The organism is Escherichia sp. E3659 (genome assembly GCF_005781135.1).
In the GTDB taxonomy this organism is placed as follows: domain Bacteria; phylum Pseudomonadota; class Gammaproteobacteria; order Enterobacterales; family Enterobacteriaceae; genus Escherichia.
This window is the reverse complement of record NZ_VATQ01000002.1, coordinates 113,490-137,494: the sequence shown is the minus strand read 5'-3', so window position 1 is coordinate 137,494 and position 24,005 is coordinate 113,490. Positions and strand designations below refer to the sequence as shown.

Here is a 24,005-nt window from a genome sequence, read left to right as displayed (position 1 = left end):
TATGGCTGTATTGCCGGATAAAGAAAAATTGCTGCGTAACTTTTTACGCTGCACCAACTGGGAAGAGAAATATCTCTACATTATTGAACTGGGACAGCGTCTGCCGGAATTAGGCGACGAAGACAGAAGCCCGCAAAATAGTATTCAGGGATGCCAGAGTCAGGTATGGATTGTAATGCGCCAGAATGCGCAGGGAATTATTGAATTGCAGGGCGACAGCGATGCGGCCATTGTGAAAGGGCTTATTGCGGTCGTTTTTATTCTCTACGATCAAATGACGCCGCAGGATATTGTTAATTTCGATGTGCGCCCGTGGTTTGAAAAAATGGCGCTCACCCAACATCTCACTCCATCACGCTCACAAGGTCTGGAAGCGATGATTCGCGCAATTCGCGCCAAAGCCGCTGCACTTAGCTAAACTAAAGGAACAGCTTTCATCCGGTAGGCTCACTTTGCCGGGTGGTCGATGTTTACACTGGCCTGCACAGGAGTGTTTCGGTTTCAGGTAAACATAAGCGCCATCCGTCGTTTCAGCGTGAGCCACCGGCAAATACAGGAGGTTTACAATGAAACGCGCGTCTTTACTAACACTGACTCTTATCGGCGCTTTCAGCGCCATTCAGGCAGCCTGGGCGGTAGATTACCCGCTCCCACCAACCGGAAGCCGACTGGTTGGGCAAAATCAAACCTATACGGTGCAAGAGGGGGATAAAAACCTTCAGGCTATTGCCCGTCGTTTTGATACTGCGGCAATGTTGATCCTTGAAGCCAATAACACAATTGCTCCGGTGCCAAAACCAGGCACGACAATAACCATTCCTTCGCAACTGTTATTACCTGATGCACCGCGCCAGGGGATAATTGTGAACCTTGCGGAACTGCGTCTTTATTATTATCCGCCGGGAGAAAATATCGTGCAGGTCTACCCGATAGGCATTGGCTTGCAGGGGCTGGAAACGCCAGTGATGGAAACACGGGTAGGGCAGAAAATCCCCAATCCTACCTGGACGCCCACGGCGGGTATTCGTCAGCGTTCACTGGAGCGAGGCATCAAATTACCGCCAGTTGTTCCAGCCGGGCCGAATAACCCTCTGGGACGCTACGCACTGCGCCTGGCGCACGGCAACGGCGAATACCTCATTCATGGCACCAGTGCGCCGGACAGCGTCGGTTTGCGCGTCAGTTCAGGCTGTATGCGTATGAACGCGCCGGACATTAAAGCACTGTTCTCCAGTGTGAGAACGGGAACGCCGGTAAGAGTGATCAACGAACCGGTAAAATACTCTGTAGAACCGAACGGGATGCGTTATGTTGAAGTGCATCGACCGTTATCGGCAGAAGAACAGCAGAACGTTCAGACAATGCCGTACGCACTGCCTGCAGGCTTCACGCAATTTAAAGACAATAAGGCTGTAGATCAGAAGTTAGTCGATAAAGCATTGTATCGTCGGGCAGGGTATCCGGTTGCGGTAAGCAGCGGGGCGACACCCGCAGCCAGCAATGCGCCTGCAGTAGAGTCTGCGCAGAATGGTGAACCAGAGCAAGGAAATATGTTACGAGCGACGCAATAGGCGTAATTAGCAGGCAAAAAAAATGGCGCACAATGTGCGCCATTTTTCACTTCACAGGTACTATTACTTGCGGTATTTAGTAGCCATGTTGTCCAGACGCTGGTTAGCACGAGCTGCGTCATCTTTAGCAGCCTGAACGTCGGAACGCATTGCGTTCACGTCGTTGCTCAGCTGGTCAACTTTAGCGTTCAGAGTCTGAACGTCAGAAGACAGCTGATCGATTTTAGCGTTGCTGGAGCAACCTGCCAGCAGAGTAGAACCCAGGATTACCGCGCCCAGTACCAGTTTAGTAGCTTTCATTATTAATACCCTCTAGATTGAGTTAATCTCCATGTAGCGTTACAAGTATTACACAAAGTTTTTTATGTTGAGAATATTTTTTTGATGGGAAGGCACTTATTTTTGATCGTTCGCTCAAAGAAACATCGAACGCTTGGTTTTAGATAAAAAAATTGAGAGAAAACAGGATGGTTCCATCGGATTCATCTTAGATAAAGTGAGATTATATAGTGAAATCCGATTTGATTTTTTATTGCTTCTGGTTATCGATTAAATAAAAAAAGCGCCCATCAGGGCGCTTCGATATACAAATTAATTCACAAAAGCAATATTACACGACGTGAACAGATGCGGTGTTAGTAGTACCGCTCGGTACCAGCGCGCCAGAAACCATGACTACGACGTCGCCTTTGTGCGCCAGACCGCTCTGCAGCGCCAGTTCTTTACCCAGACGGTAGAAATCATCAGTAGAGGTAATTTCTTTAACCAGCTGCGGTACAACGCCTTTGCTCAGTACCAGCTGATGAGCCGTTTTTTCGTTGGTGGTCAGCGCCAGAATGGTTGCATCCGGGAAGTATTTACGTACTGCACGAGCAGATTTACCACCCTGGGTCGCTACGACGATCAGCGGAGCATCCAGTTTTTCAGCAGTTTCAACTGCGCCACGGCAAACCGCTTCGGTGATACGCAGTTTACGGTTGTCGTTGTTGAACTCGAGACGGCTGTTCATCACGCGATCGGTACGTTCGCAGATGGTCGCCATGATAGAAACAGCTTCCAGCGGATATTTACCTTTTGCGGATTCACCAGACAGCATTACTGCGTCGGTGCCGTCGAGGATGGCGTTGGCTACGTCACCGGCTTCTGCGCGAGTCGGACGTGGGTTTTTGATCATGGAATCCAGCATCTGGGTCGCAGTGATAACGACTTTACGTGCACGGATACATTTTTCGATCATCATCTTCTGGGCGAAGATAACTTCTTCAACCGGAATTTCTACACCCAGGTCGCCACGTGCAACCATGATGCCATCAGATGCTTCGAGGATTTCGTCGAAGTTATTGAGGCCTTCCTGGTTTTCGATTTTGGAGATGATTTGGATGTTTTCGCCGCCGTGCGCTTTCAGGTGCTCACGGATTTCGACAACGTCAGAACGTTTACGGATAAAGGAAGCAGCAACAAAGTCTACGCCTTGTTCGCAACCGAAGATCAGGTCCTGTTTGTCTTTTTCTGCCAGTGCCGGCAGGGCGATGGAAACGCCAGGCAGGTTCACACCTTTGTTCTCGCCCAGGTCACCGTTGTTCAGTACTTTACAGATAACTTTGTTACCTTCGATAGCGGTAACTTCCATACCGATCAGACCATCGTCAACCAGTACAGTGTTGCCGACGGACAGGTCGGTGGTGAAACCTTCATAAGTTACCGCAACCATTTCGCTGTTGCCGATAACAGATTTGTCAGTGGTGAAAGTAAAGGTCTGGCCTGCTTTCAGAGAAACGTCGTTACCGCCTTCCAGTTTCATGGTGCGGATTTCCGGACCTTTGGTATCGAGCAGGATAGCGGCAGTTTTACCGGTTTTGCTCATCACGTTGCGCAGGTTCTGAATGCGCTGACCGTGTTCTGCATAGTCACCATGAGAGAAGTTCAGACGCATGACGTTCATGCCCGCGTCCAGCATTTTAGCTAACATCTCTTCAGATTCGGTTTTTGGGCCGATGGTGCAAACAATTTTGGTCTTTTTCATGACAGTCTTAGTCTTTAAGTTGAGAAGGATAGGAGAAACTTGCTTTCTGGGCGCACTGCCGGAAAGCGAATCCGGTATTACGAAAGTGATGGTGCCTCGCTCTAAGGATAGGTGACATCGAAAAAGCGTGCAGAGGAATGTGTGCTTGTGTCTCAGCCCAACGTGAGTGCCTGTTTTTGAGTCGTTGAGTTCTACAGTCCAAAGTGCTGAAACCATTCAAGAGTCAATTGGCGCGGATTATACGCTGAATTTAATCAAAAAGGAAAACAAAAACAGCGTTTCAAAAACATTCATGCATATACACAATAAACTGTTATCAAAGATTTAACGTCCTCGATAGCAGATTACGCAAAATCATCGCTGTTTGCGCAAAGGGAAGGAGATGGTTGGAAGGTAGAGGATGACTGGAGTAAAGACAGAGTGCATACCCTCGTTACACAACAGATGCAATTATAATAATTTATCGAGTTATTTGTTTGATTTTGTTTGTTTTTTGTTTAAGTAATGAGATTGATATATGCTGATAACTGGCATGATAAATGGGTGTGAATAATGGGCAACCGGACAAAAGATGATGAGCTGTACCGCGAAATGTGCAGAGTGGTAGGGAAAGTGGTGTTGGAGATGCGTGACCTGGGCCAGGAGCCAAAACACATCGTCATCGCTGGTGTGCTGCGTACAGCATTAGCAAATAAACGCATCCAACGCAGCGAATTAGAAAAGCAGGCGATGGAAACAGTCATTAATGCACTGGTGAAATAATTGTTCGGGGATAGCGCGTAACGCCTTATCCCCTCTGTTTTATTATATCGTCACATGTAAGTTTATTTTTATAAATGGATGTAAGGCAACCATATTAATTGCGATATGTATTTAATTTTATAGCGAATTAACTATTTCTATATTCTGGAATGTATATCACAAATTATTGTAGAGTAAATGAAATTCATTTCAAATGATAACAAATATCACTCCGCTTTTAATCTTCTGCTTTCCGTTTTTAATTGATAACGATCAATGTTAAGGACTAAGAATAATCACATTATTTTTTCTCCTAACCATAAAGGATTAGTTTACTTGCGTTAAATCATGTCTCATACGCTATCGGGTTAGGACAAAAATATCTGGTGTTGGAGGCATAGTCAGCAGCGTATTAGTTGAATGCTTAATATCAGGCTGCTGAATTGTCAGCACTGTGTTTGCGAAGAGGATGCGAAATAAATGAACCCGGTTGAACGTCCACTATTAGATATTGGCTTAACGCGATTAGAGTTCTTGCGTATATCAGGAAAAGGTCTTGCTGGTTTAACAATAGCCCCTGCGTTATTGTCACTTTTGGGCTGTAAACAGGAAGATGTCGATAGCGGCACGGTGGGGCTAATAAACACGCCCAAAGGCGTGTTAGTTACCCAGCGTGCGCGTTGCACCGGCTGCCACCGCTGTGAAATCTCCTGTACCAACTATAACGATGGCGCCGTTGGTACTTTTTTCTCCCGCATCAAAATCCATCGTAATTATTTCTTTGGCGACAAAGGCGTAGGTTCCGGTGGCGGCTTATACGGCGATCTGAATTATACCGCCGACACCTGCCGCCAGTGTAAAGATCCTCAATGCCTGAAGGTCTGCCCGATTGGCGCGATTACCTGGCAGCAGGAAGAGGGATGTATAACCGTCGATCATAAACGTTGCATTGGTTGTAGCGCCTGTACTACTGCGTGTCCGTGGATGATGGCCACCGTAAATACTGAAACTAAAAAATCCTCGAAATGTGTGTTGTGCGGTGAATGCGCAAACGCCTGCCCGACAGGGGCGTTAAAAATTATCGAGTGGAAAGATATTACTGTGTGAATCTTGCAAAGGAAAAAATCATGGCTAACGGTTGGACTGGTAATATATTAAGAGTCAATCTTACGACAGGAAATATTACCCTCGAAGATTCCAGTAAGTTTAAAGATTTTGTCGGTGGTATGGGCTTTGGCTACAAAATTATGTATGACGAAGTACCTCCAGGCACCAAACCTTTCGATGAAGCAAATAAATTAGTTTTTGCTACGGGGCCGTTGACAGGGTCTGGTGCACCCTGTAGTTCTCGCGTAAATATCACATCACTTTCCACATTTACCAAAGGAAATTTAGTCGTCGACGCCCATATGGGCGGCTTTTTTGCTGCACAAATGAAATTCGCCGGATACGACGTCATTATTATCGAGGGTAAAGCGAAATCACCGGTCTGGCTAAATATAAAAGATGACAAAGTTAGCCTGGAGAAAGCCGATTTCTTGTGGGGGAAAGGGACGCGTGCAACCACGGAAGAAATTTGCCGTTTAACCAGCCCTGAAACCTGTGTAGCGGCTATTGGTCAGGCGGGTGAAAATCTTGTGCCTCTCTCTGGCATGCTGAATAGTCGTAACCACAGCGGTGGAGCGGGAACTGGCGCAATAATGGGCTCCAAAAACCTGAAAGCGATTGCGGTTGAAGGGACAAAAGGAGTCAACATTGCCGATCGCCAGGAGATGAAACGGCTCAATGACTATATGATGACCGAACTTATTGGCGCTAATAACAATCATGTCGTGCCAAGTACGCCGCAATCGTGGGCAGAGTACTCTGATCCCAAATCACGCTGGACGGCACGTAAAGGGCTGTTTTGGGGTGCAGCGGAAGGCGGCCCGATTGAAACAGGAGAAATCCCGCCTGGCAATCAAAACACGGTCGGTTTCCGCACCTATAAATCCGTCTTTGACTTAGGTCCGGCAGCAGAAAAATACACCGTCAAAATGAGTGGCTGCCACTCATGCCCAATTCGTTGTATGACCCAGATGAACATTCCTCGGGTTAAAGAGTTTGGTGTACCCAGTACAGGTGGTAACACCTGTGTCGCTAACTTTGTCCATACCACCATCTTCCCGAACGGGCCGAAAGATTTTGAAGATAAAGATGATGGCCGAGTGATTGGTAATCTGGTTGGTCTGAATCTGTTCGATGACTACGGGCTGTGGTGTAACTACGGGCAGTTGCATCGCGACTTTACCTATTGTTACAGCAAAGGTGTGTTTAAGCGCGTTCTGCCTGCTGAAGAGTATGCGGAAATTCGTTGGGATCAACTGGAAGCTGGTGACGTTAATTTCATTAAAGATTTTTACTACCGTCTGGCGCACCGCGTGGGTGAGTTGAGTCATCTGGCTGATGGCTCGTATGCCATTGCTGAACGCTGGAATTTGGGTGAAGAGTACTGGGGCTACGCAAAAAATAAACTCTGGTCGCCGTTTGGTTATCCGGTTCACCATGCCAATGAAGCATCGGCGCAGGTCGGTTCTATTGTTAACTGCATGTTCAACCGTGACTGTATGACGCATACGCACATCAACTTTATTGGCTCCGGTTTGCCGTTGAAACTGCAGCGGGAAGTGGCAAAAGAGCTTTTTGGCTCTGAAGATGCTTACGATGAAACCAAAAACTACACGCCGATCAATGACGCAAAAATTAAATATGCCAAATGGTCGCTGTTGCGGGTTTGTTTGCATAACGCCGTCACCCTGTGCAACTGGGTCTGGCCAATGACTGTTTCGCCACTGAAAAGCCGCAATTATCGTGGCGACCTTGCGCTAGAAGCCAAATTCTTTAAAGCAATCACTGGCGAAGATATGACGCAGGAAAAATTAGATTTAGCTGCTGAGCGTATCTTTACGTTACATCGTGCCTACACGGTAAAACTGATGCAAACCAAAGATATGCGTAATGAGCATGACCTGATTTGTTCCTGGGTATTTGATAAAGATCCGCAGATTCCGGTCTTCAGTGAAGGTACTGACAAAATGGACCGCGATGATATGCACCAGTCACTCACGCTTTTCTACAAGGAAATGGGCTGGGACCCACAGCTTGGTTGTCCAACGCGAGAAACGCTTCATCGACTCGGGCTGGAAGATATTGCCGCCGATCTGGCGACACATAACCTGCTACCAGCATAAGGAACCGGCGTAATGAGCCAGCAGGAGGAAATGACACAACTGGAAGCACCTGATATTGACGTGACTAAGCGTCAATGGTTGCACAGTATGCGTCAGCCCGATGACACTGCGAACGATGCGGTTACAGGGCCTGAACCGGCTGAAATTCTGGCGGAGTTTATCCGCCAGCATTCGACGGCGGGTCAACTGGTTGCACGTGCCGTGTTCCTGTCACCGCCATATTCGGTTGCTGAAGAGGATCTTTCTGCATTGCTGGAAAGCATACGGCAGAGTTCAGATTTCGCAGATATCGCCTGTATGACGGGCAGTAAAGATGATTATTACTACTCAACGCAAACCATGAGCGAAAACTATGCCGCTATGTCTTTGCAGGTTGTTGAGCAGGACATCTGTCGGGCCATTGCACACGCAGTTCGCTTCGAATGCCAGACGTATCCCCGGCCTTATAAGGTCGCCATGCTGACGCAAGCGCCATATTGCTACCAGGAAGCGCAGATTGAAGCCGCGCTCGCCGCGATGGATATCGCTCCTGAGTATGCCGATATACGCCAGGTGACGTCATCGACGGCTGTGTTGTACCTGTTTAGCGAGCGTTTTATGAGCTATGGCAAAGCTTATGGCTTATGTGAATGGTTCGAGGTTGAGCAGTTTCAGAATCCCTGAAGTTTCAGGGAGATATCATGGATAGGGTGGACAGTCGCAGCCACAGCATTAGAGGATAATAAGATGTCCTTCACTCGACGCAAATTTGTTCTGGGGATGGGAACGGTAATCTTTTTTACCGGTTCAGCACCTTCTTTGTTAGCGAGCACCAGACAAGGAAAGGAAGTTCGATATGCCATGATTCACGATGAATCACGGTGCAATGGCTGTAATATTTGCGCCAGAGCATGCCGTAAAACTAACCATGTACCGGCACAGGGAAGTCGTTTGTCTATCGCGCATATCCCGGTCACCGATAACAATAACGAAACGCTGTATCACTTTTTTCGCCAGTCATGCCAGCACTGTGAAGATGCTCCTTGCATCGACGTTTGCCCCACAGGGGCATCGTGGCGTGATGAACAGGGGATCGTGCGGGTAGAAAAATCACAATGCATTGGCTGTGGCTACTGCATCGGCGCATGCCCGTATCAGGTTCGTTACCTTAATCCACTGACCAAAGTGGCGGATAAATGTGATTTCTGTGCCGAGTCTCGGCTGGCAAAAGGTTTTCCGCCCATCTGCGTTAGCGCCTGTCCGGAACATGCGTTGATCTTTGGTCGCGAAGATAGCCCAGAAATTCAGGCGTGGTTACAGGAAAATAAATACTATCAATATCAGCTGCCTGGTGCCGGGAAACCGCATCTGTATCGCCGGTTCGGTCAACATTTGATTAAAAAGGAAAATGTATGAACCCGTCGCAAAATGCTGAACAATTTCATAACCAGTTGGCAAACTATGTACCGCAGTTTTCTCCCGAATTTTGGCCTGTGTGGTTGGTCATTGCCGGGCTGCTGCTGGTCGGGATGTGGTTAGTGTTGGGGCTTCACGCCTTACTTCGCGCTCGTGGTAAAAAGAAATCCTCCACTGGTCATGGCGAGAAGGTTTATCTCTACAGCAGGGCGGTGAGATTATGGCACTGGTCGAATGCGTTACTCTTTGTCTTGTTGCTGGCAAGTGGGCTAATCAATCACTTTGCGCTGGTGGGCGTTGCTGCAGTCAAAAGTCTGGTTGCCGTACATGAAGTTTGTGGATTCCTGCTACTGGCATGCTGGCTTGGCTTTATTCTCATTAATGCCGTTGGGGGTAATGGTCATCACTACATTATCCGCCGTCAGGGCTGGCTGGGGCGAGCGGCTAAACAAACGCGGTTTTATCTGCTTGGAATTATGCAAGGGGAAGATCATCCATTTCCTGCAACAACACAGTCTAAATTCAATCCATTGCAGCAGGCAGCTTATGTTGGTGTGATGTATGGATTGCTGCCGCTGTTATTGTTGACGGGGCTGCTATGTCTTTACCCGCAAACCGTGGGGGACGTGTTCCCTGGCGTAAGATACTGGTTATTGCAGGCGCATTTTGCTCTGGCAGCTATAAGCCTCTTTTTTATCTTCGGCCATCTCTATCTTTGCACCACGGGGCGTACTCCGCACGAAACCTTTAAATGTATGGTCGATGGCTATCACCGGCATTAACGAATGATCATTACACGAACTGACCTGCAAGAGTGGCGTGTAGGAGCGGTTATGTACCGCTGGTTTCTGCGCCGTTTTCCGCAAGGTGGAATTTATGCAGATATTCACCACGCCCTGATTGGCGAAGGATTTACTGACTGGGCGGAAAGTCTGGTTGAGTACGCCTGGAAAAAATGGCTGGCAGACGAAAATTTCGCCCGTCAGGAAGTTTCCTCAATGCAAAAACTGGCCAGGGACCCCGTAGAGATACCCTTTTGCAGTCAGTTCGCCCGGGCCGACGATCACGCACGCGTCGGCTGTTGTGAGGATAACGCCAGAATCGCCACCGTGGGGTATGCTGCGCAAATTGCCAGCATGGGTTATAGCGTGCGGATTGGCAGTGTCGGTTTTAACAGCCATATCGGTAGCTCAGGTGAACGTGCCCGTGTTGCTGTAACCGGTAATTCCTCGCGGATAAGCAGCGCCGGAGACAGCAGTCGTATTGCGAATACCGGAATGCGAGTACGCGTTTGTACATTGGGTGAACGGTGTCATGTCGCCAGTAATGGCGATCTGGTGCAAATCGCCAGCTTTGGCGCAAACGCCAGAATTGCCAACAGTGGCGATAACGTTCATATCATCGCCAGCGGTGAAAATTCAACGGTAGTGAGTACGGGCGTGGTGGATTCAATTATTCTCGGGCCAGGAGGCAGCGCCGCGCTGGCGTATCATGACGGCGAAAGAGTGCGCTTTGCCGTAGCCGTTGAAGGTGAAAATAATATTCGCGCCGGAGTTCGCTATCGTCTGAATGAGCAACATCAATTTGTGGAATGCTGACTCTTTTACCTTAATCAAACGACAGACGTCGGCGTGCGCGGGATGCTGGCTTCACGACGGCCTGCGCCATAGCCTCGCCAATTTCAGCACAAGCCGTAAGCCCCTGAACGAAAGGCCGATCGTGCATTAGCCAGGGCAACGCGCCGAACGCCACGCGACCACGAACGTCTTCCGGTTGCTGTAGCGTATAATCTTCACCGACATCAGGGATTTCATCGCCTGTTTTCTGTAGTTGTGCACGTAGTCCAGGGAAAGGAATGTCTTTCACTTTGAGCGGGCGTTGCCCACGAGCATCAATAAAAACGTCAAACGAGTAGCTGTTGTCCGCTGTTTTCAGCATTGTGTGCGTTTTGTCGATTTCCATATCGTAGTCCTCACCGAGAGCGAGAATATGGATAATTCCCGCCTCGCGCAAAGCCAGTAAGCGCTTTATAGATTCAGAAGGAATAGCCGCATAATTGTCGATAAATACTCTGGCAAGGCCTTTACTGAACCGTTTATGGTCGTGCTCATTCAGATGCGGAACAATTTCCTGTACGGCTTCATGCAGGCGAAGAATGACATAACGCCAGGGAACGGTATGTTTTTCACGTTTATTTCGCTCGACTTCTGCTAAGTTTTTTTCTGCCCAGGCAAATGGATCATGCTGTTTACGGTCGGCAAACCAGGCTTGCGCGAAGGTATCGACATTCAGACTCTCTATCGCAATATGTCGGCTCCAGTCAGGATCAGCCGAAGTAATCTCTCGCACTATAAGTTTAAATACCCGTTCCAGAAGGCCCTGTGCACCTTTTTCAATTTCCGAGTTCAGGGCCTGTTCAGTGACAATGCATAGAGGTTCGTAGGGAATTGGGCAATAGAAATCGGCTTCTGGCAAAATACCTGTGCGTGACATCAATGTAATACTGAGTTTTTCACTGTCGCTATCGCGCTGAAACAGAATGCGTTGATTATCTTTTTCAATAAAGGAACCATGCTGGATAGCAACCGCCATTGCGGCATCCAGTCCGCTCAAGGATGTTCCCATAATGCCCACGCGACAGGCTGCAATTTTCGCTTCCATTAACCCTGACCACGGGCTGGGGAAATATGTTCGGCTTGCCTGTTCTTCGTCAGGCCAGACGTGACCGGTGGCTATTACGGCTAAATCAAACGTCTCAACTGGCAAATCCCGATCTGTGAAGATAAGCACGCCAGAGTCTGTGACTTGCAGATCGGTCACCTGGCAAGATTCATAAACGTTGATTTCAAATTGCTGCAGTCGTGCTTGCTCTACCAACCGTAAAAAGCGATCACGGAAATATTCTCCTAACAAAATCCTCGGCAAAAACTGACGATCGTGCAAGCTTTCCTTTTTAACGCCATAACGTTGCAGATGGCTGGCCTCTTGCTCTTGCAACCATTCCAGATAAGTACAATAAATCGGCGGTATTTCAATGCTGGCAATATTTGCCAGCATCATTTTAGAGTTTTCTTCATCATTGTACGGCATACCGACACCCGCTTCGTCGGCTTGCTCGAAGAGAGAAATGGAGAGTGGCGTTTGTTGCTGCAAAAGCGAGAGGAAAGTGTAGATCCCTGTTGGTCCGGCACCCAAAATGGCAATTTTTTTCATTGTTACTTACCTGTATGCATTTTTTTGAATTTGGTGTTATCAGGTAAGTGTGGTGGAAATATTTAGAAAAGGAGAAATTTCAGACAGGGACGAAAAGGGCGCGTATCGCCCTTCATTAATCTCTGTCAGGCGAGTTTTGCCTGATTGATTTGACTCAGTGGCTCATTGACATCGAAAACTTTGGCAATAACTTCTGCGACACCAAGATTTTTCAGGCGGGCCGTATGTTTGTCCAGATAAGCCAGGGCGCTTTTTTCATCGGTAAAAAGGTAGATCCCACCGGCTTCATGGTTCTTTTCACTTTCTGTCCACACCTTCCACAGAAAACCGGGTTCCTGATTAATCGACTCGGCAAGCGGTTTAAGTTGCTCAGCCATTTCGTCGCCAAACGGGCCATTAAAAGCAAAATGAAGTTGTAATAAAGTTGCCATAGCTATTCTCCTTCTGATAACGCATAAGAGGATAGTGTAAATCTTTTAACGTATTGGATACAGAGAAGAAACAGGAGAAACAAAAGGGAAGAGAAGACCAGATTAAGAAAATCTGGTGCGTCCGAGTGGACTCGAACCACCGACCCCCACCATGTCAAGGTGGTGCTCTAACCAACTGAGCTACGGACGCAGGATGGTGCGTTCAATTGGACTCGAACCAACGACCCCCACCATGTCAAGGTGGTGCTCTAACCAACTGAGCTATGAACGCAACGTTGTAGGTGACAACGGGGACGAATATTAGCGGCAGAGCGTGAAGGTGGCAAGAGGCAAATCGTAATTTTCTGCGGTATTTCTATCGTTTGCAGAGCTTTTAAGCAAATTGGCGATATTTTGTTGATTTGCAAGGGCGATTTTTGGCCAGAGATCATATTTAGATCTCATACAGCCGATTATCCCTCGACTCACAATGTAAAACAGAGACTTTGCCACCATATCAATTCTATCGTGGATAAATCCTTCGTAGCCTTTACACTTAGGTAGCGATAAAGGCACACAGATGCAGCAAAGGAATAAGTCATGGGATCTGATGCAAAAAACTTGATTAGCGACGGGAAAGTGCAAATTGTTCATGCTGGAGACGTTATCGGCGCGACTCAACTTACTGATGGCGAGTTGATTGTTGAGGCAGGCGGAAGAGCAGAAAATACCGTGGTCACAGACGCTGGCTGGCTGAAAGTTGAAACTGGTGGAATCGCCAAATGTACACAGTACAGCAACAATGGCACGTTATCAGTCGGTGACGGCGCAATAGCCACTGACATTGTTCAGTCAGACGGTGGAGCGATTAGCCTCTCAACGCTCGCGACTGTTAATGGCCGCCATCCCGAAGGTGAATTTAGCGTTGATCAGGGCTATGCCAGCGGTTTATTGCTGGAGAATGGCGGTAATCTGCGGGTACTGGAGGGCCATCGCGCGGAAAAAATCATTCTGGATCAGGATGGTGGTTTGTTGGTCAACGGAACAGCATCAGCAGTTGTTGTAGATGAAGGTGGTGAACTGTTGGTTTACCCTGGTGGAGAAGCCATCAATGGTGAGATAAACCACGGCGGCGTTTTTATGCTGGCAGGTAAAGCCAGTGATACGTTGATAGCGGGTGGCACCATGAATAATCTCGGCGGCGAAGACATTCATACCATCGTTGAGAATGGCGCCGTTTATCGCCTGGGGACAGACGGTCTGCAACTCTACAGTTCTGGTAAGACTAAAAACCTGACAGTTAAAACCGGTGGGCGGGCTGAAGTGCATGCCGGTACGCTGGAAAACGCAGTGGTACAAAGTGGGACAGTGATTGTGATGTCTCCCACCAGTGCGGACGAAAAATTTGTCGTAGAAGAAGACTGCGCACCGGTTGAACTTACGGGGAGCGTTGCCTTACAGGACGGCGCTTCTATGATTGTTGGTTATGGCGCTGATCTGAAACAATCAACGATTACAGTCCAGCAGGAAGGCGTGTTGATCCTCGATGGCAGTACGGTTAAAGGTGACAATGTCACTTTCTATGTTGGCAACCTGAATCTCGATGACGGAAAAGTGTGGCTGATAACGTCAACAGCAACGTCTGTGCAGTTGAAGGTGAAACGTCTGCGAGGAGAAGGAACGATTTGCCTGCAAACCAGTGCGAAAGAAATTTCTCCAGAATTCATCAGTGTGAAAGGGGAAGTCAGCGGCGATATTCACGTTGAGATAACGGATGCCAGTCGGCAGCCTATTTGCAGCACACTTAAATTGCAGCCGGACGAAGATGGCATTGGCGCAACGCTCCAGTCAGCCTAAAATTAAGGCGCAATCTTTGCGGATTGCGCCTCTTTTTTTTATCGAGATGCACGTTGCAAAATGATAGCCGATGGTAGACGTTGCAAGAAACGCATACGTAGCATCATCATAATGGCAGCAGAAGTCAGACCGATAATAAAGCCTATCCAGAAACCTGCCGGCCCCATCGGCTCAACTACCAGATTGGTCAATGCCAGGATATAACCACTTGGTAAACCCAACACCCAATACGCGATAAAGGTAATATAAAAAATAGATCGCGTATCTTTATAACCACGCAAAATCCCGCTACCGATTACCTGTATCGAGTCAGAAATCTGATACACCGCCGCCAGTAACATCAGGTGTGCAGCCAGTGTCACAACTTCTGGATTATCGTTATACAGAAGAGCGATCTGCTCCCGCAGTGAGATTGTAAAAATTGCCGTCATCGTTGCCATACAGACGCCAACCATAAGCCCGGTTCGTGCCGCAGTTTGCGCATCCAGCGTGGAACCCTGACCCAGACGATAACCCACACGGATAGTCACAGCCGCTGCCAGTGACATCGGAAGAACGAACATCAGCGAACTAAAGTTCAGGGCAATCTGGTGGCCTGCCACATCGACAATACCGAGCGGAGATACCAACAGCGCAACCACCGCAAACAGTGTTACTTCAAAGAACAGTGCCAGCGCGATAGGTAAACCCAGTTGCACAAGTCTTTTCATTACTGCCGGGTCTGGTTTAGCGGTGCCTTTTTCGTTGCGGATATCGCGCATAGAACGGGCATGTTTAATATAAGAAACCATAGCAAAGAACATTACCCAGTACACCGCCGCAGTCGCCACACCACAGCCGACGCCACCGAGTTCAGGCATGCCGAAGTGACCATAAATAAAGATATAGTTAACCGGAATGTTCACCAGCAGGCCAATAAAGCCCATTACCATGCCCGGCTTGGTTTTTGCCAAACCTTCACACTGGTTACGAGCGACCTGGAAGAACAGATAGCCCGGAGCCCCCCACAATAGTGCACGCAGATAACCCACTGCTTTATCGGCGAGGGCCGGATCGATATTTTGCATGGAGCGGATGATATAACCCGCATTCCACAGCACCAGCATAATAAGCACGGAGACGAAACCGGCCAGCCAGAAACCTTGTCGCACTTGATGCGCAATACGTTCACGGCGACCGGAACCATTCAATTGCGCGATGACTGGCGTCATTGCCAGCAGCAGTCCGTGACCGAAAAGAATCGCCGGGAGCCAGATAGAAGTACCAATGGCGACTGCCGCCATGTCGGTGGCGCTATAGCCGCCCGCCATGACGGTATCGACAAAACCCATCGCTGTTTGGGCGATTTGCGCGAGAATCACCGGGATTGCTAATGCTAATAACAGACGCGCTTCACTAATGTATTTCTGCACGTGAACACCTTTTATATTGTTGTTATATGAGAGACTAAAAAACCGCCTGAATGGGCAGCAAAAAGAAGAAGCAGGGGAAATTCAGTCTATTGTAGCGAGGATTTATTAATTCTCCAGTGAAAAAATAACCACTCAACCCCCTTTACTGGTAAGGACGTTTCCCACCTGCTATTGTGCTGAACAGAATGTCCTAACTGATTTCAGGAGTTGTAAGTATGTTTACGGGGATAGTGCAGGGCACCGCGAAGTTGGTGTCGATTGACGAGAAAGCAAATTTTCGAACCCATGTAGTGGAATTACCTGATTACATGTTGGATGGTCTGGAGACAGGCGCTTCTGTCGCGCATAACGGTTGCTGCCTGACTGTAACGGAAATTAACGGCAACCGTATCAGTTTTGATCTGATGAAAGAAACGTTACGAATAACAAACCTTGGCGATTTAAACGTTGGGGATTGGGTAAACGTAGAACGAGCTGCTAAATTCAGCGATGAAATCGGCGGACATTTAATGTCAGGTCATATTATGACCACCGCAGAAGTATCGAAAATAATAACATCAGAAAATAACCACCAGATCTGGTTCAAAGTACAGGATGAGCAGTTAATGAAATATATCCTGTATAAAGGGTTTATTGGTATTGATGGTATCAGCCTGACGGTTGGTGAAGTGACAGCGACCCGCTTTTGTGTGCATTTAATTCCGGAAACGCTGGAACGTACCACTCTCGGTAAGAAAAAACTCGGTGCACGCGTCAATATCGAAATCGATCCGCAAACTCAGGCCGTGGTAGATACTGTTGAACGTGTGTTGGCGGCACGGGAAAAGAAATAAAGCTGCGTTTGAAATGACATCGCCCCCAAAATGGGGGCGATGAAATAACACTTAACGCGCAACGCGAAGGCCGCTTTCGACCCCACGTGAGAACACCACTTGCCAGAGCTGGATATCGCGGGCGCGGAAGGCACCAGCGCAAGCATTCAGATAATACGTAAACATCCGTTTAAAGCGTTCACTGTAGTTATCGGCAATTTCCGGCCAGGCGGCGAGGAATCGCTCATACCAGGCCATCAACGTCGTGTCATAGTCAGCGCCAAAGTTATGCCAGTCTTCCATCACAAAGTGTGGTTCACTGGATTGCGCAATCTGGCGTACAGAAGGCAGGCAACCATTCGGGAAAATATATTTGTTAATCCACGGGTCAACATTCAGATCGGTTTTTTTCGAGCCGATAGTATGTAGCAGGAAAATGCCTTCTGGCTTCAGATTACGATCCACTACCTCAAAATAGGTATCGTAATTTTTCGGTCCGACGTGCTCGAACATACCAACCGAAACAATACGGTCAAACTGGTCGTTCAGGTCACGGTAATCCTGTAGCAAAATGGTGACATCCAGACCTGCGCAGCGTTCCTGGGCCATTTTCTGTTGTTCGGCAGAAATCGTGACACCAACCACACTTACGTCATAATTAGACGCCATGTAATGCGCCAGTCCGCCCCAACCGCAGCCGATATCCAGAACCCGCATTCCCGGTTTTAACTGCAATTTTTCACAAATCATTTTGAGCTTCGCTTGTTGGGCAGATTCCAGATTATAGGCATCTTTCCAGTAAGCGCAGGAATACTGCATGAAGGGATCCAGCATACGGCTGAACAGGTCATTACCAAGGTCGTAATGCTCTTTACCTACTATCCAGGCACGCTTTTTACTTTGCAGATTGAAGAGCCGTGCTCCAGCAATGCGTAGTGTGTCTTTGAAATGATGGGGGAGTTGGTTTTCAAGCCCAGCGCGTAAGACTTTGCTAAAAAACATATCCAGTCGGTCACATTCCCACCAGCCATCCATATAACTTTCGCCTAACCCCAACGATCCTTCCTGTAGAACGCGTTTAAAAAAATCGGGGTTTTTAACTCGAATATCTGCCGGGGCAGAGCCATTAATGGCGATGCCTGCACGGCTAAGTAATTCATTGGCGATACGGTACCAGTTGTCATCCGGTACGCTGACTTCTTCTATACACGATGAACTCATAGTTTCTCCATCACTGGTCGGTGATCAGAACCTTAAAACAGCGTAGACGCTTTTTGGGCTTTGTGAGAAATCTCGCAGGAAAACCGCGAGTCTATAATCCGACGTAGAACAGAGGAAAGGAGGAACCCTTGCCGAAATGACCATCCATAGTGACCCGGGAACGCTCCTGTCCCCGTAAAAACATAATATTTATCGTAATATTAACAACTGGAACTCAGTATAGGCTGCTAATCTCAATCATACAACAAAATTTTGTTAGCAGCCTAAGTATAACGATATCGCTATAGATCAATGTGATTCACTATGTGCGACTTCCGTCTCGCCATGATTCTGGCAGTGAGATTCAGGTTGATGTTGCATCTTATAGCCGATGGCAACCAGCACCACGGTCGATAACATCACGCTGGTGGTGGTGAACAGCGGCGTGCTGACGCTGATGAGCCAGGAAACCCCCAGGCTTGCGAGGAAGCACAGACCCAATTGCAGGGTATTCTGTAATGCAGCAGCGCGGCCAGTCGCATGCGGGAAGGGGCGTAGCGCCTGGGCGACCACAATCGGGTAGATTGCCCCGTTGGCAATGGCCATCACACAGAATGGGATCAGAATTTCGGCCAGCGACACATGACTAATGAAGCCCGCAGCCCAGGTGGCTACCACGCTGACGGCAAACAGCGCCAGTAGCCACGGTAACAACTGCTTACCCTGCCATTTCTGCAATGCGGCGCGACAGCCGTAACCACCAATAAGAAACGCGATGGTTTGCGGAACATAACTTAATCCGATTACTGCCGGACTGTAGCCCATTTCGCTGAGGATAAACGGTGAACCGGTTAGCCAGGCAAAGAAACTGGCTGAACAGGCCGCATAAATCAGCACATTCCCGCGATAGGTTTTTGAACGCAGCAGATCGGTAAAGGTCAGTCCATCCTGACTATTATTGCGTGCTTTCGTGGTGGGTTTAAGCCAGAAAATGGGCAGAATCAGCACTACGGCAATGGCAAACAGAGTGGCGAAAATCGCCTGCCAGGAAAAATGGACCAGCAGCCAGCTACCTAACAGCGGAGCAAGCGCCGGAGAAAGCCCCACTAAAGGCATAATGGTCGCGAAAATACGGTTAACTTTTTGTGAAGGATAGTAATCCGTCACCAATGCCTGCCAGATAACGGCCGCGGCACAGACACCAACAGCTTGCACAAAACGCAATACCAGCAGCGTGGCAGCGTTTTCCACCCATAACATCCCCAGACTACCCAGCGCAAAAATTGTCAGGCCGATCAATAACACAGGTTTACGACCATAACGATCGGAGAGCGGCCCCCACAGGAGCTGGGCAGCGGCAAAACCGGCAAGGAACAGACTAAGGCTGGCACTGACAGCAGACGCAGGCGTTTGCAGGTCGGCCTGAATGGCGGCGAAAGCGGGCAGATACATATCGGTTGCCAGAAAACCGAGTACGCTCAAACCCGCCAGCCAGACTAAAAATCTTTTCCCAGGTTGCATGTATATTCTCTAAATTCCTCAATTAAACACCGTCGCAAAGTGTAGGGAGTGAAATTCCTGTTGTGAAACGGTAATATTTGATGACTGGTTTCAAAAATTTTGCAGGCAAACTATGTGGTCTGAGTATTCTCTCGAAGTGGTTGATGCAGTGGCGCGAAATGGCAGCTTCAGCGCTGCAGCCCAGGAGTTGCATCGCGTTCCTTCTGCGGTCAGCTATACCGTACGTCAGCTGGAAGAGTGGCTGGCGGTGCCGCTTTTTGAACGGCGTCATCGTGACGTGGAACTGACCGCTGCCGGGGCGTGGTTTCTCAAAGAAGGGCGATCTGTTGTCAAAAAAATGCAGATCACTCGCCAACAATGTCAGCAGATAGCGAACGGCTGGCGCGGTCAGTTAGCCATCGCGGTAGATAATATTGTCAGGCCAGAACGCACGCGGCAGATGATTGTTGATTTCTATCGCCATTTTGATGACGTCGAACTTCTGGTTTTTCAGGAAGTGTTCAACGGCGTCTGGGATGCGCTTTCCGATGGGCGCGTGGAACTGGCGATTGGCGCGACACGAGCGATTCCGGTCGGTGGCCGTTACGCCTTCCGTGATATGGGGATGTTGAGCTGGAGTTGTGTTGTTGCCCACCACCACCCGCTTGCGTCGATGAATGGGCCGTTCAGCGATGACACGTTGCGCAACTGGCCGTCGCTGGTGCGCGAAGACACGTCGCGGACGTTACCCAAACGAATTACCTGGCTGCTGGATAACCAAAAAAGGCTTGTCGTACCTGACTGGGAATCATCGGCAACCTGTATCTCGGCCGGTTTATGCATTGGCATGGTGCCGACGCATTTCGCCAAACCGTGGCTTAATGAGGGAAAATGGGTGGCGTTAGAACTGGAAAATCCATTCCCTGATTCGGCATGTTGCCTGACATGGCAGCAGAATGATATGTCGCCAGCGTTAACCTGGTTGCTGGAGTATCTCGGCGATAGTGAGACGCTGAATAAGGAGTGGCTGCGGGAGCCGGAAGAGACTCCCGCAACGGATGATTAACGACGATAGTCGCGGAACGGACCGTCAGCCACGGAGCGGCGTTCAATAAGCCGCGGATGAACTTCGATAGATTGCGGTTCTTCGCGTTTGTTGACGATACGGTCCAACAGCATGTTGAACGCCGTTTCGCCCAGCGAATCTTTTGGCTGATGGATAGTGGTCAGCGCCGGGGTAAAGTAGCGGGCGTTGCGCACGTTATCATAACCGATCAGCGAAACATCCTGTGGTACGCGCAAACCCATTTCATCAGCAGCGCAAAGTGCGCCCATTGCCATGATATCGCCACCACAGAAGACCGCAGTAGGGCGGTGTGGCTGCGACAGGATTTGTTGCATGGCGCGATAACCCGATTCAGGTTCAAAGTCACCCTGCACAATCCAGTTTTCTGGCACCTTGATCATCGCTTCTTCCATCGCCTTCATAAACCCTGCCAGACGACCCGCGCCGGTATTACGTTCCAGAGGGCCAGGGATGACACCAATTTCGCGATGACCGCGTTCGATCAGATAGCGTCCGGCCATGTAGCCGCCTTCAAACGCGTTATCGATGACTGCATCGGTAAAGTCGGCTTTTGCTTCGCCCCAGTCCATTACCACCATCGGGATATGGCGATACTCTTCCAGCATCGCCAGCAACGGTTCCGGATACTCAGAACACATGACCAGCAGGCCATCGACGCGTTTTTGCGCCATCATCGACAGATAGGCTCTCTGTTTCTCCAGATTGTTCCACGCGTTGCCGAGGATCAGCGTGTAACCTTTCTGGAAGCAATTTTTTTCAACCGCTTCGATGATCTCCGCGAAATAGGCTGCTTCGCTGCTGGTCGCCAGCAAGCCGATAGACTTGGTATGGTTAACCTTCAGGCTACGCGCTACCGCGCTAGGGGAGTAGTGTAATTCTTTAATCGCTGCCCACACGGCGTTGCGCGTTTCTTCAGCGACGAAACGAGTTTTGTTTATAACGTGTGACACAGTTGTAGTGGAAACGTTTGCTCGCTTCGCTACATCTTTTATTGTTGCCATTCCATTTCACTCCAGACCCTAACTTCAGCTCCTGCAAAATCGCAAGGTAAACGTTTGCCTTTACACACCTTACGCGCAACAAAAGTGTTGCGGTACGCCGGAAAAACGACACAGAGCGTCAGGAAGGGGTCAATGGCCAGTACGCAAATAGTGTAAGCGTGGAATTTTGGCCGATCTTGATGAAAAGGGGAAGTGGTAAAAACACTTATCATTATAAATGGCGGGAGATTTTTTCTTCACAGTGTGTAAAAATGCGTAATATCACTTTTTGTAGGGTAATAAAAAAGGAGAAAACTTGATGAGTACCGACCTTAAATTTTCACTGGTAACAACCATTATTGTCCTCGGTTTGATCGTGGCCGTAGGTTTGACTGCCGCGCTGCACTGATTTCCCTTCGAGGGAGCGCATCCTCCCTCGCACTCTCTTCCCTTTTGTTAGCAAAATGGCAAAAGTGTTTTCTCTTTTTGTTATTTTCAATTTTTTGTGATTGCTGTCATGCTTTCGCCACTTTGATGAATATCGTGATCGTGTAATGACGCGAAGAAGTGGAGATTAGGCATGAAAATTAACTATCCGTTGTTGGCGCTGGCCGTTGGCGCGTTTGGTATCGGGACAACGGAGTTCTCGCCAATGGGCCTGTTACCCGTCATTGCGCGCGGTGTGGATGTCTCGATTCCTGCTGCGGGCATGTTAATCAGCGCCTATGCGGTTGGCGTGATGGTTGGCGCGCCGCTGATGACATTACTGCTGTCTCATCGTGCCAGGCGCAGTGCGCTTATTTTCCTGATGGCCATTTTTACTCTTGGCAACGTGCTTTCCGCCATCGCGCCGGATTATATGACGTTGATGCTTTCACGCATTCTGACCAGTCTGAATCACGGGGCATTCTTTGGTTTGGGTTCAGTCGTGGCCGCAAGCGTTGTGCCTAAACACAAACAGGCCAGCGCCGTCGCCACTATGTTTATGGGCTTAACTCTGGCAAATATTGGCGGTGTTCCTGCGGCGACCTGGCTTGGCGAAACTATTGGCTGGCGGATGTCGTTTCTGGCAACGGCGGGGCTGGGCGTGATTTCAATGGTTAGCCTGTTCTTCTCGTTACCGAAAGGCGGCGCAGGAGCGCGACCGGAAGTGAAAAAAGAGCTGGCGGTATTGATGCGTCCGCAGGTGTTATCAGCCTTGCTGACGACGGTACTGGGGGCTGGCGCAATGTTTACGCTCTACACCTATATTTCACCAGTACTGCAAAGTATCACCCATGCAACGCCGGTGTTCGTAACAGCCATGCTGGTGCTGATTGGCGTCGGGTTTTCTATCGGTAACTATTTAGGCGGTAAACTGGCAGATCGTTCGGTCAACGGCACGCTGAAAGGCTTTTTGCTGCTGCTGATGGTGATTATGCTGGCGATCCCGTTCCTGGCGCGTAATGAGTTTGGTGCGGCTATCAGCATGGTGGTGTGGGGCGCAGCAACCTTTGCAGTGGTACCACCATTACAGATGCGTGTGATGCGAGTTGCCAGCGAAGCGCCAGGGCTGTCTTCCTCAGTGAATATCGGTGCCTTTAACCTGGGTAATGCTCTGGGTGCCGCGGCAGGTGGCGCAGTGATTTCGGGTGGTCTGGGGTACAGTTTTGTGCCGGTGATGGGGGCGATTGTCGCAGGACTGGCATTATTGCTGGTGTTTATGTCAGCCAGAAAACAACCTGAAGCAGTTTGCGTTGCCAACAGCTAATAAAACAAAACGCAGAAGGGGATACCTTCTGCGTTACAGTTTGCAGGCAAATTACGTTTTATCTTGCCGCAAGCGCCTTAACCGACCTACATTGATGATCCGCGTAGGCCAGATAAGCGTAGCGCATCAGGCAATGTTGCATTTGCCATCAGTTATTATGCAGCGAGATTTTTCGCTACGAATTCCCAGTTAACCAGCGCCCAGAAATGCTCCAGGTAACCAGGACGCGCATTGCGATAGTCGATGTAGTAAGCGTGTTCCCAGACATCAACGGTCAGCAGCGGGGTCGCATCGGTGGTCAGCGGAGTACCAGCATTAGAGGTAGAAACGATAGCCAGTTTGCCATCGCTGTTTTTCACCAGCCAGGTCCAGCCAGAACCAAAGTTTTTGATCGCAGCGTCAGTAAACTGTGCTTTGAAATCGGCAAAGCTACCGAAAGATGCGGCGATAGCTTCAGCGACTTTGCCAGTCGGTTCGCCGCCAGCGTTTGGTGCCAGGCAGTTCCAGTAGAAAGTGTGGTTCCAGACCTGAGCTGCGTTGTTGAATACGCCACCTTCAGAGCTGCGAATAATCTCTTCCAGTGATTTACCTTCAAACTCGGTGCCTTTAATCAGGTTGTTCAGGTTAGTGACATAAGTCTGATGATGCTTGCCGTAGTGATACTCGATGGTTTCCACAGAAATGTGCGGGACCAGAGCGTCTTTAGCATATGGTAGTGCAGGTAATTCGAATGACATTGCTACTCTCCTTTATTATTCATTGGTATACGCACAATAGCCTTATTGTGAGTACGGATAGGGTAGCAAATTAAAAGGTGATACAAA

General features: G+C 48.9%; 24 protein-coding genes and 2 tRNA genes. 14 read left to right on the top strand and 12 right to left on the bottom strand.

Annotated elements, in window-relative coordinates:
- The first annotated feature begins 1 nt into the window (after window position 1).
- Window positions 2–418 carry a cysteine desulfuration protein SufE gene (gene sufE / locus FEK47_RS01360; RefSeq protein ID WP_130257781.1) on the top strand — a complete coding sequence of 139 codons (417 nt, stop codon included), beginning with the start codon at window positions 2–4 and terminating at the stop codon, window positions 416–418.
- A 148-nt stretch (window positions 419–566) separates the two neighbouring features.
- A complete protein-coding gene (ldtE, locus tag FEK47_RS01355; protein WP_135487728.1) occupies window positions 567–1,571 on the top strand; it encodes a L,D-transpeptidase LdtE in 1,005 nt (334 codons plus the stop codon).
- A 63-nt stretch (window positions 1,572–1,634) separates the two neighbouring features.
- Here ldtE and lpp read toward each other — a convergent pair whose 3' ends face one another.
- The 3 genes from lpp to FEK47_RS25625 all read right to left on the bottom strand — a co-directional run bounded on the left by lpp (window position 1,635) and on the right by FEK47_RS25625 (window position 3,796).
- Window positions 1,635–1,871, bottom strand: a complete 237-nt coding sequence (lpp, locus tag FEK47_RS01350; RefSeq protein WP_000648420.1) for a murein lipoprotein Lpp — start codon at window positions 1,869–1,871, stop codon at window positions 1,635–1,637.
- 310 nt (window positions 1,872–2,181) lie between these two features.
- On the bottom strand, window positions 2,182–3,594 hold the full coding sequence (pykF, locus tag FEK47_RS01345) for a pyruvate kinase PykF (RefSeq protein WP_135487729.1): 1,413 nt from the start codon (window positions 3,592–3,594) through the stop codon (window positions 2,182–2,184).
- A gap of 7 nt (window positions 3,595–3,601) precedes the next feature.
- Entirely contained in the window at window positions 3,602–3,796 is a 195-nt protein-coding gene (locus FEK47_RS25625) for a hypothetical protein (RefSeq protein WP_242664678.1), read from the bottom strand.
- A gap of 350 nt (window positions 3,797–4,146) precedes the next feature.
- Between FEK47_RS25625 and fumD the strand changes: the two genes are divergently transcribed.
- From fumD to ydhT, 7 genes are all read left to right on the top strand, one after another.
- Window positions 4,147–4,356 (top strand): fumarate hydratase FumD, encoded by a 210-nt coding sequence (gene fumD / locus FEK47_RS01340; RefSeq protein WP_000528337.1) that lies wholly within the window; start codon window positions 4,147–4,149, stop codon window positions 4,354–4,356.
- 459 nt (window positions 4,357–4,815) lie between these two features.
- Complete coding sequence (locus tag FEK47_RS01335; protein ID WP_130208224.1) at window positions 4,816–5,442, top strand: ferredoxin-like protein; 627 nt, start codon at window positions 4,816–4,818, stop codon at window positions 5,440–5,442.
- Window positions 5,379–7,565 carry an aldehyde ferredoxin oxidoreductase gene (locus FEK47_RS01330; protein ID WP_240730967.1) on the top strand — a complete coding sequence of 729 codons (2,187 nt, stop codon included), beginning with the start codon at window positions 5,379–5,381 and terminating at the stop codon, window positions 7,563–7,565. Before FEK47_RS01335 ends, FEK47_RS01330 begins: the two co-directional genes overlap by 64 nt.
- Window positions 7,566–7,577: 12 nt before the next feature.
- Entirely contained in the window at window positions 7,578–8,228 is a 651-nt protein-coding gene (locus FEK47_RS01325) for a YdhW family putative oxidoreductase system protein (RefSeq protein ID WP_135487730.1), read from the top strand.
- A 63-nt stretch (window positions 8,229–8,291) separates the two neighbouring features.
- Window positions 8,292–8,960: a 4Fe-4S dicluster domain-containing protein gene (locus FEK47_RS01320; protein ID WP_135487731.1), complete on the top strand. Its 669-nt coding sequence runs from the start codon at window positions 8,292–8,294 to the stop codon at window positions 8,958–8,960.
- Entirely contained in the window at window positions 8,957–9,742 is a 786-nt protein-coding gene (gene phsC / locus FEK47_RS01315) for a thiosulfate reductase cytochrome B subunit (protein WP_130218953.1), read from the top strand. The genes FEK47_RS01320 and phsC overlap by 4 nt, the downstream gene beginning before the upstream one ends.
- A gap of 3 nt (window positions 9,743–9,745) precedes the next feature.
- Window positions 9,746–10,558 (top strand): protein YdhT, encoded by an 813-nt coding sequence (gene ydhT / locus FEK47_RS01310; RefSeq protein ID WP_135487732.1) that lies wholly within the window; start codon window positions 9,746–9,748, stop codon window positions 10,556–10,558.
- A gap of 10 nt (window positions 10,559–10,568) precedes the next feature.
- Here the strand turns inward: ydhT and FEK47_RS01305 are convergent, their stop codons facing one another.
- From FEK47_RS01305 to FEK47_RS01290, 4 genes are all read right to left on the bottom strand, one after another.
- Window positions 10,569–12,173 carry an FAD-NAD(P)-binding protein gene (locus FEK47_RS01305; protein ID WP_135487733.1) on the bottom strand — a complete coding sequence of 535 codons (1,605 nt, stop codon included), beginning with the start codon at window positions 12,171–12,173 and terminating at the stop codon, window positions 10,569–10,571.
- A gap of 125 nt (window positions 12,174–12,298) precedes the next feature.
- Window positions 12,299–12,604, bottom strand: coding sequence for a monooxygenase (locus FEK47_RS01300; protein ID WP_130218959.1), 306 nt, complete (start codon window positions 12,602–12,604; stop codon window positions 12,299–12,301).
- Between the two features lie 113 nt (window positions 12,605–12,717).
- Window positions 12,718–12,794: transfer RNA gene (locus FEK47_RS01295), tRNA-Val, on the bottom strand.
- 4 nt (window positions 12,795–12,798) lie between these two features.
- Window positions 12,799–12,875, bottom strand: a tRNA-Val gene (locus tag FEK47_RS01290).
- A gap of 308 nt (window positions 12,876–13,183) precedes the next feature.
- Here FEK47_RS01290 and FEK47_RS01285 point away from each other — a divergent pair.
- A complete protein-coding gene (locus FEK47_RS01285) occupies window positions 13,184–14,440 on the top strand; it encodes an AIDA repeat-containing protein (RefSeq protein ID WP_138183075.1) in 1,257 nt (418 codons plus the stop codon).
- Between the two features lie 38 nt (window positions 14,441–14,478).
- Here FEK47_RS01285 and mdtK read toward each other — a convergent pair whose 3' ends face one another.
- Entirely contained in the window at window positions 14,479–15,852 is a 1,374-nt protein-coding gene (mdtK, locus tag FEK47_RS01280) for a multidrug efflux MATE transporter MdtK (protein WP_130218963.1), read from the bottom strand.
- A 215-nt stretch (window positions 15,853–16,067) separates the two neighbouring features.
- Here mdtK and FEK47_RS01275 point away from each other — a divergent pair, with 215 nt between their 5' ends.
- Complete coding sequence (locus FEK47_RS01275) at window positions 16,068–16,685, top strand: riboflavin synthase (protein WP_064530047.1); 618 nt, start codon at window positions 16,068–16,070, stop codon at window positions 16,683–16,685.
- Between the two features lie 51 nt (window positions 16,686–16,736).
- Here the strand turns inward: FEK47_RS01275 and cfa are convergent, their stop codons facing one another.
- Window positions 16,737–17,885, bottom strand: a complete 1,149-nt coding sequence (gene cfa, locus FEK47_RS01270) for a cyclopropane fatty acyl phospholipid synthase (RefSeq protein WP_130208204.1) — start codon at window positions 17,883–17,885, stop codon at window positions 16,737–16,739.
- Window positions 17,886–18,173: 288 nt separating this feature from the next.
- The gene (gene punC, locus FEK47_RS01265; RefSeq protein WP_130224719.1) at window positions 18,174–19,385 is read right to left on the bottom strand and encodes a purine nucleoside transporter PunC; all 1,212 of its coding nucleotides are present in this window, start codon (window positions 19,383–19,385) and stop codon (window positions 18,174–18,176) included.
- A 112-nt stretch (window positions 19,386–19,497) separates the two neighbouring features.
- Here punC and punR point away from each other — a divergent pair, with 112 nt between their 5' ends.
- Window positions 19,498–20,430, top strand: coding sequence for a DNA-binding transcriptional activator PunR (gene punR, locus FEK47_RS01260; protein ID WP_135487734.1), 933 nt, complete (start codon window positions 19,498–19,500; stop codon window positions 20,428–20,430).
- Here punR and purR read toward each other — a convergent pair.
- Complete coding sequence (gene purR / locus FEK47_RS01255) at window positions 20,427–21,452, bottom strand: HTH-type transcriptional repressor PurR (protein ID WP_000190978.1); 1,026 nt, start codon at window positions 21,450–21,452, stop codon at window positions 20,427–20,429. The two genes, punR and purR, sit on opposite strands and share 4 nt — an antisense overlap.
- A 298-nt stretch (window positions 21,453–21,750) precedes the next feature.
- Here purR and cydH point away from each other — a divergent pair, with 298 nt between their 5' ends.
- Both cydH and FEK47_RS01245 read left to right on the top strand, forming a co-directional pair.
- On the top strand, window positions 21,751–21,840 hold the full coding sequence (gene cydH / locus FEK47_RS01250) for a cytochrome bd-I accessory subunit CydH (RefSeq protein ID WP_000102278.1): 90 nt from the start codon (window positions 21,751–21,753) through the stop codon (window positions 21,838–21,840).
- A 171-nt stretch (window positions 21,841–22,011) separates the two neighbouring features.
- A complete protein-coding gene (locus FEK47_RS01245) occupies window positions 22,012–23,181 on the top strand; it encodes an MFS transporter (protein ID WP_130208198.1) in 1,170 nt (389 codons plus the stop codon).
- A 155-nt stretch (window positions 23,182–23,336) separates the two neighbouring features.
- On the opposite strand, the gene sodB is transcribed toward FEK47_RS01245, so the two are convergent.
- Window positions 23,337–23,918, bottom strand: coding sequence for a superoxide dismutase [Fe] (gene sodB, locus FEK47_RS01240; RefSeq protein WP_135487735.1), 582 nt, complete (start codon window positions 23,916–23,918; stop codon window positions 23,337–23,339).
- Window positions 23,919–24,005: the final 87 nt, after the last annotated feature.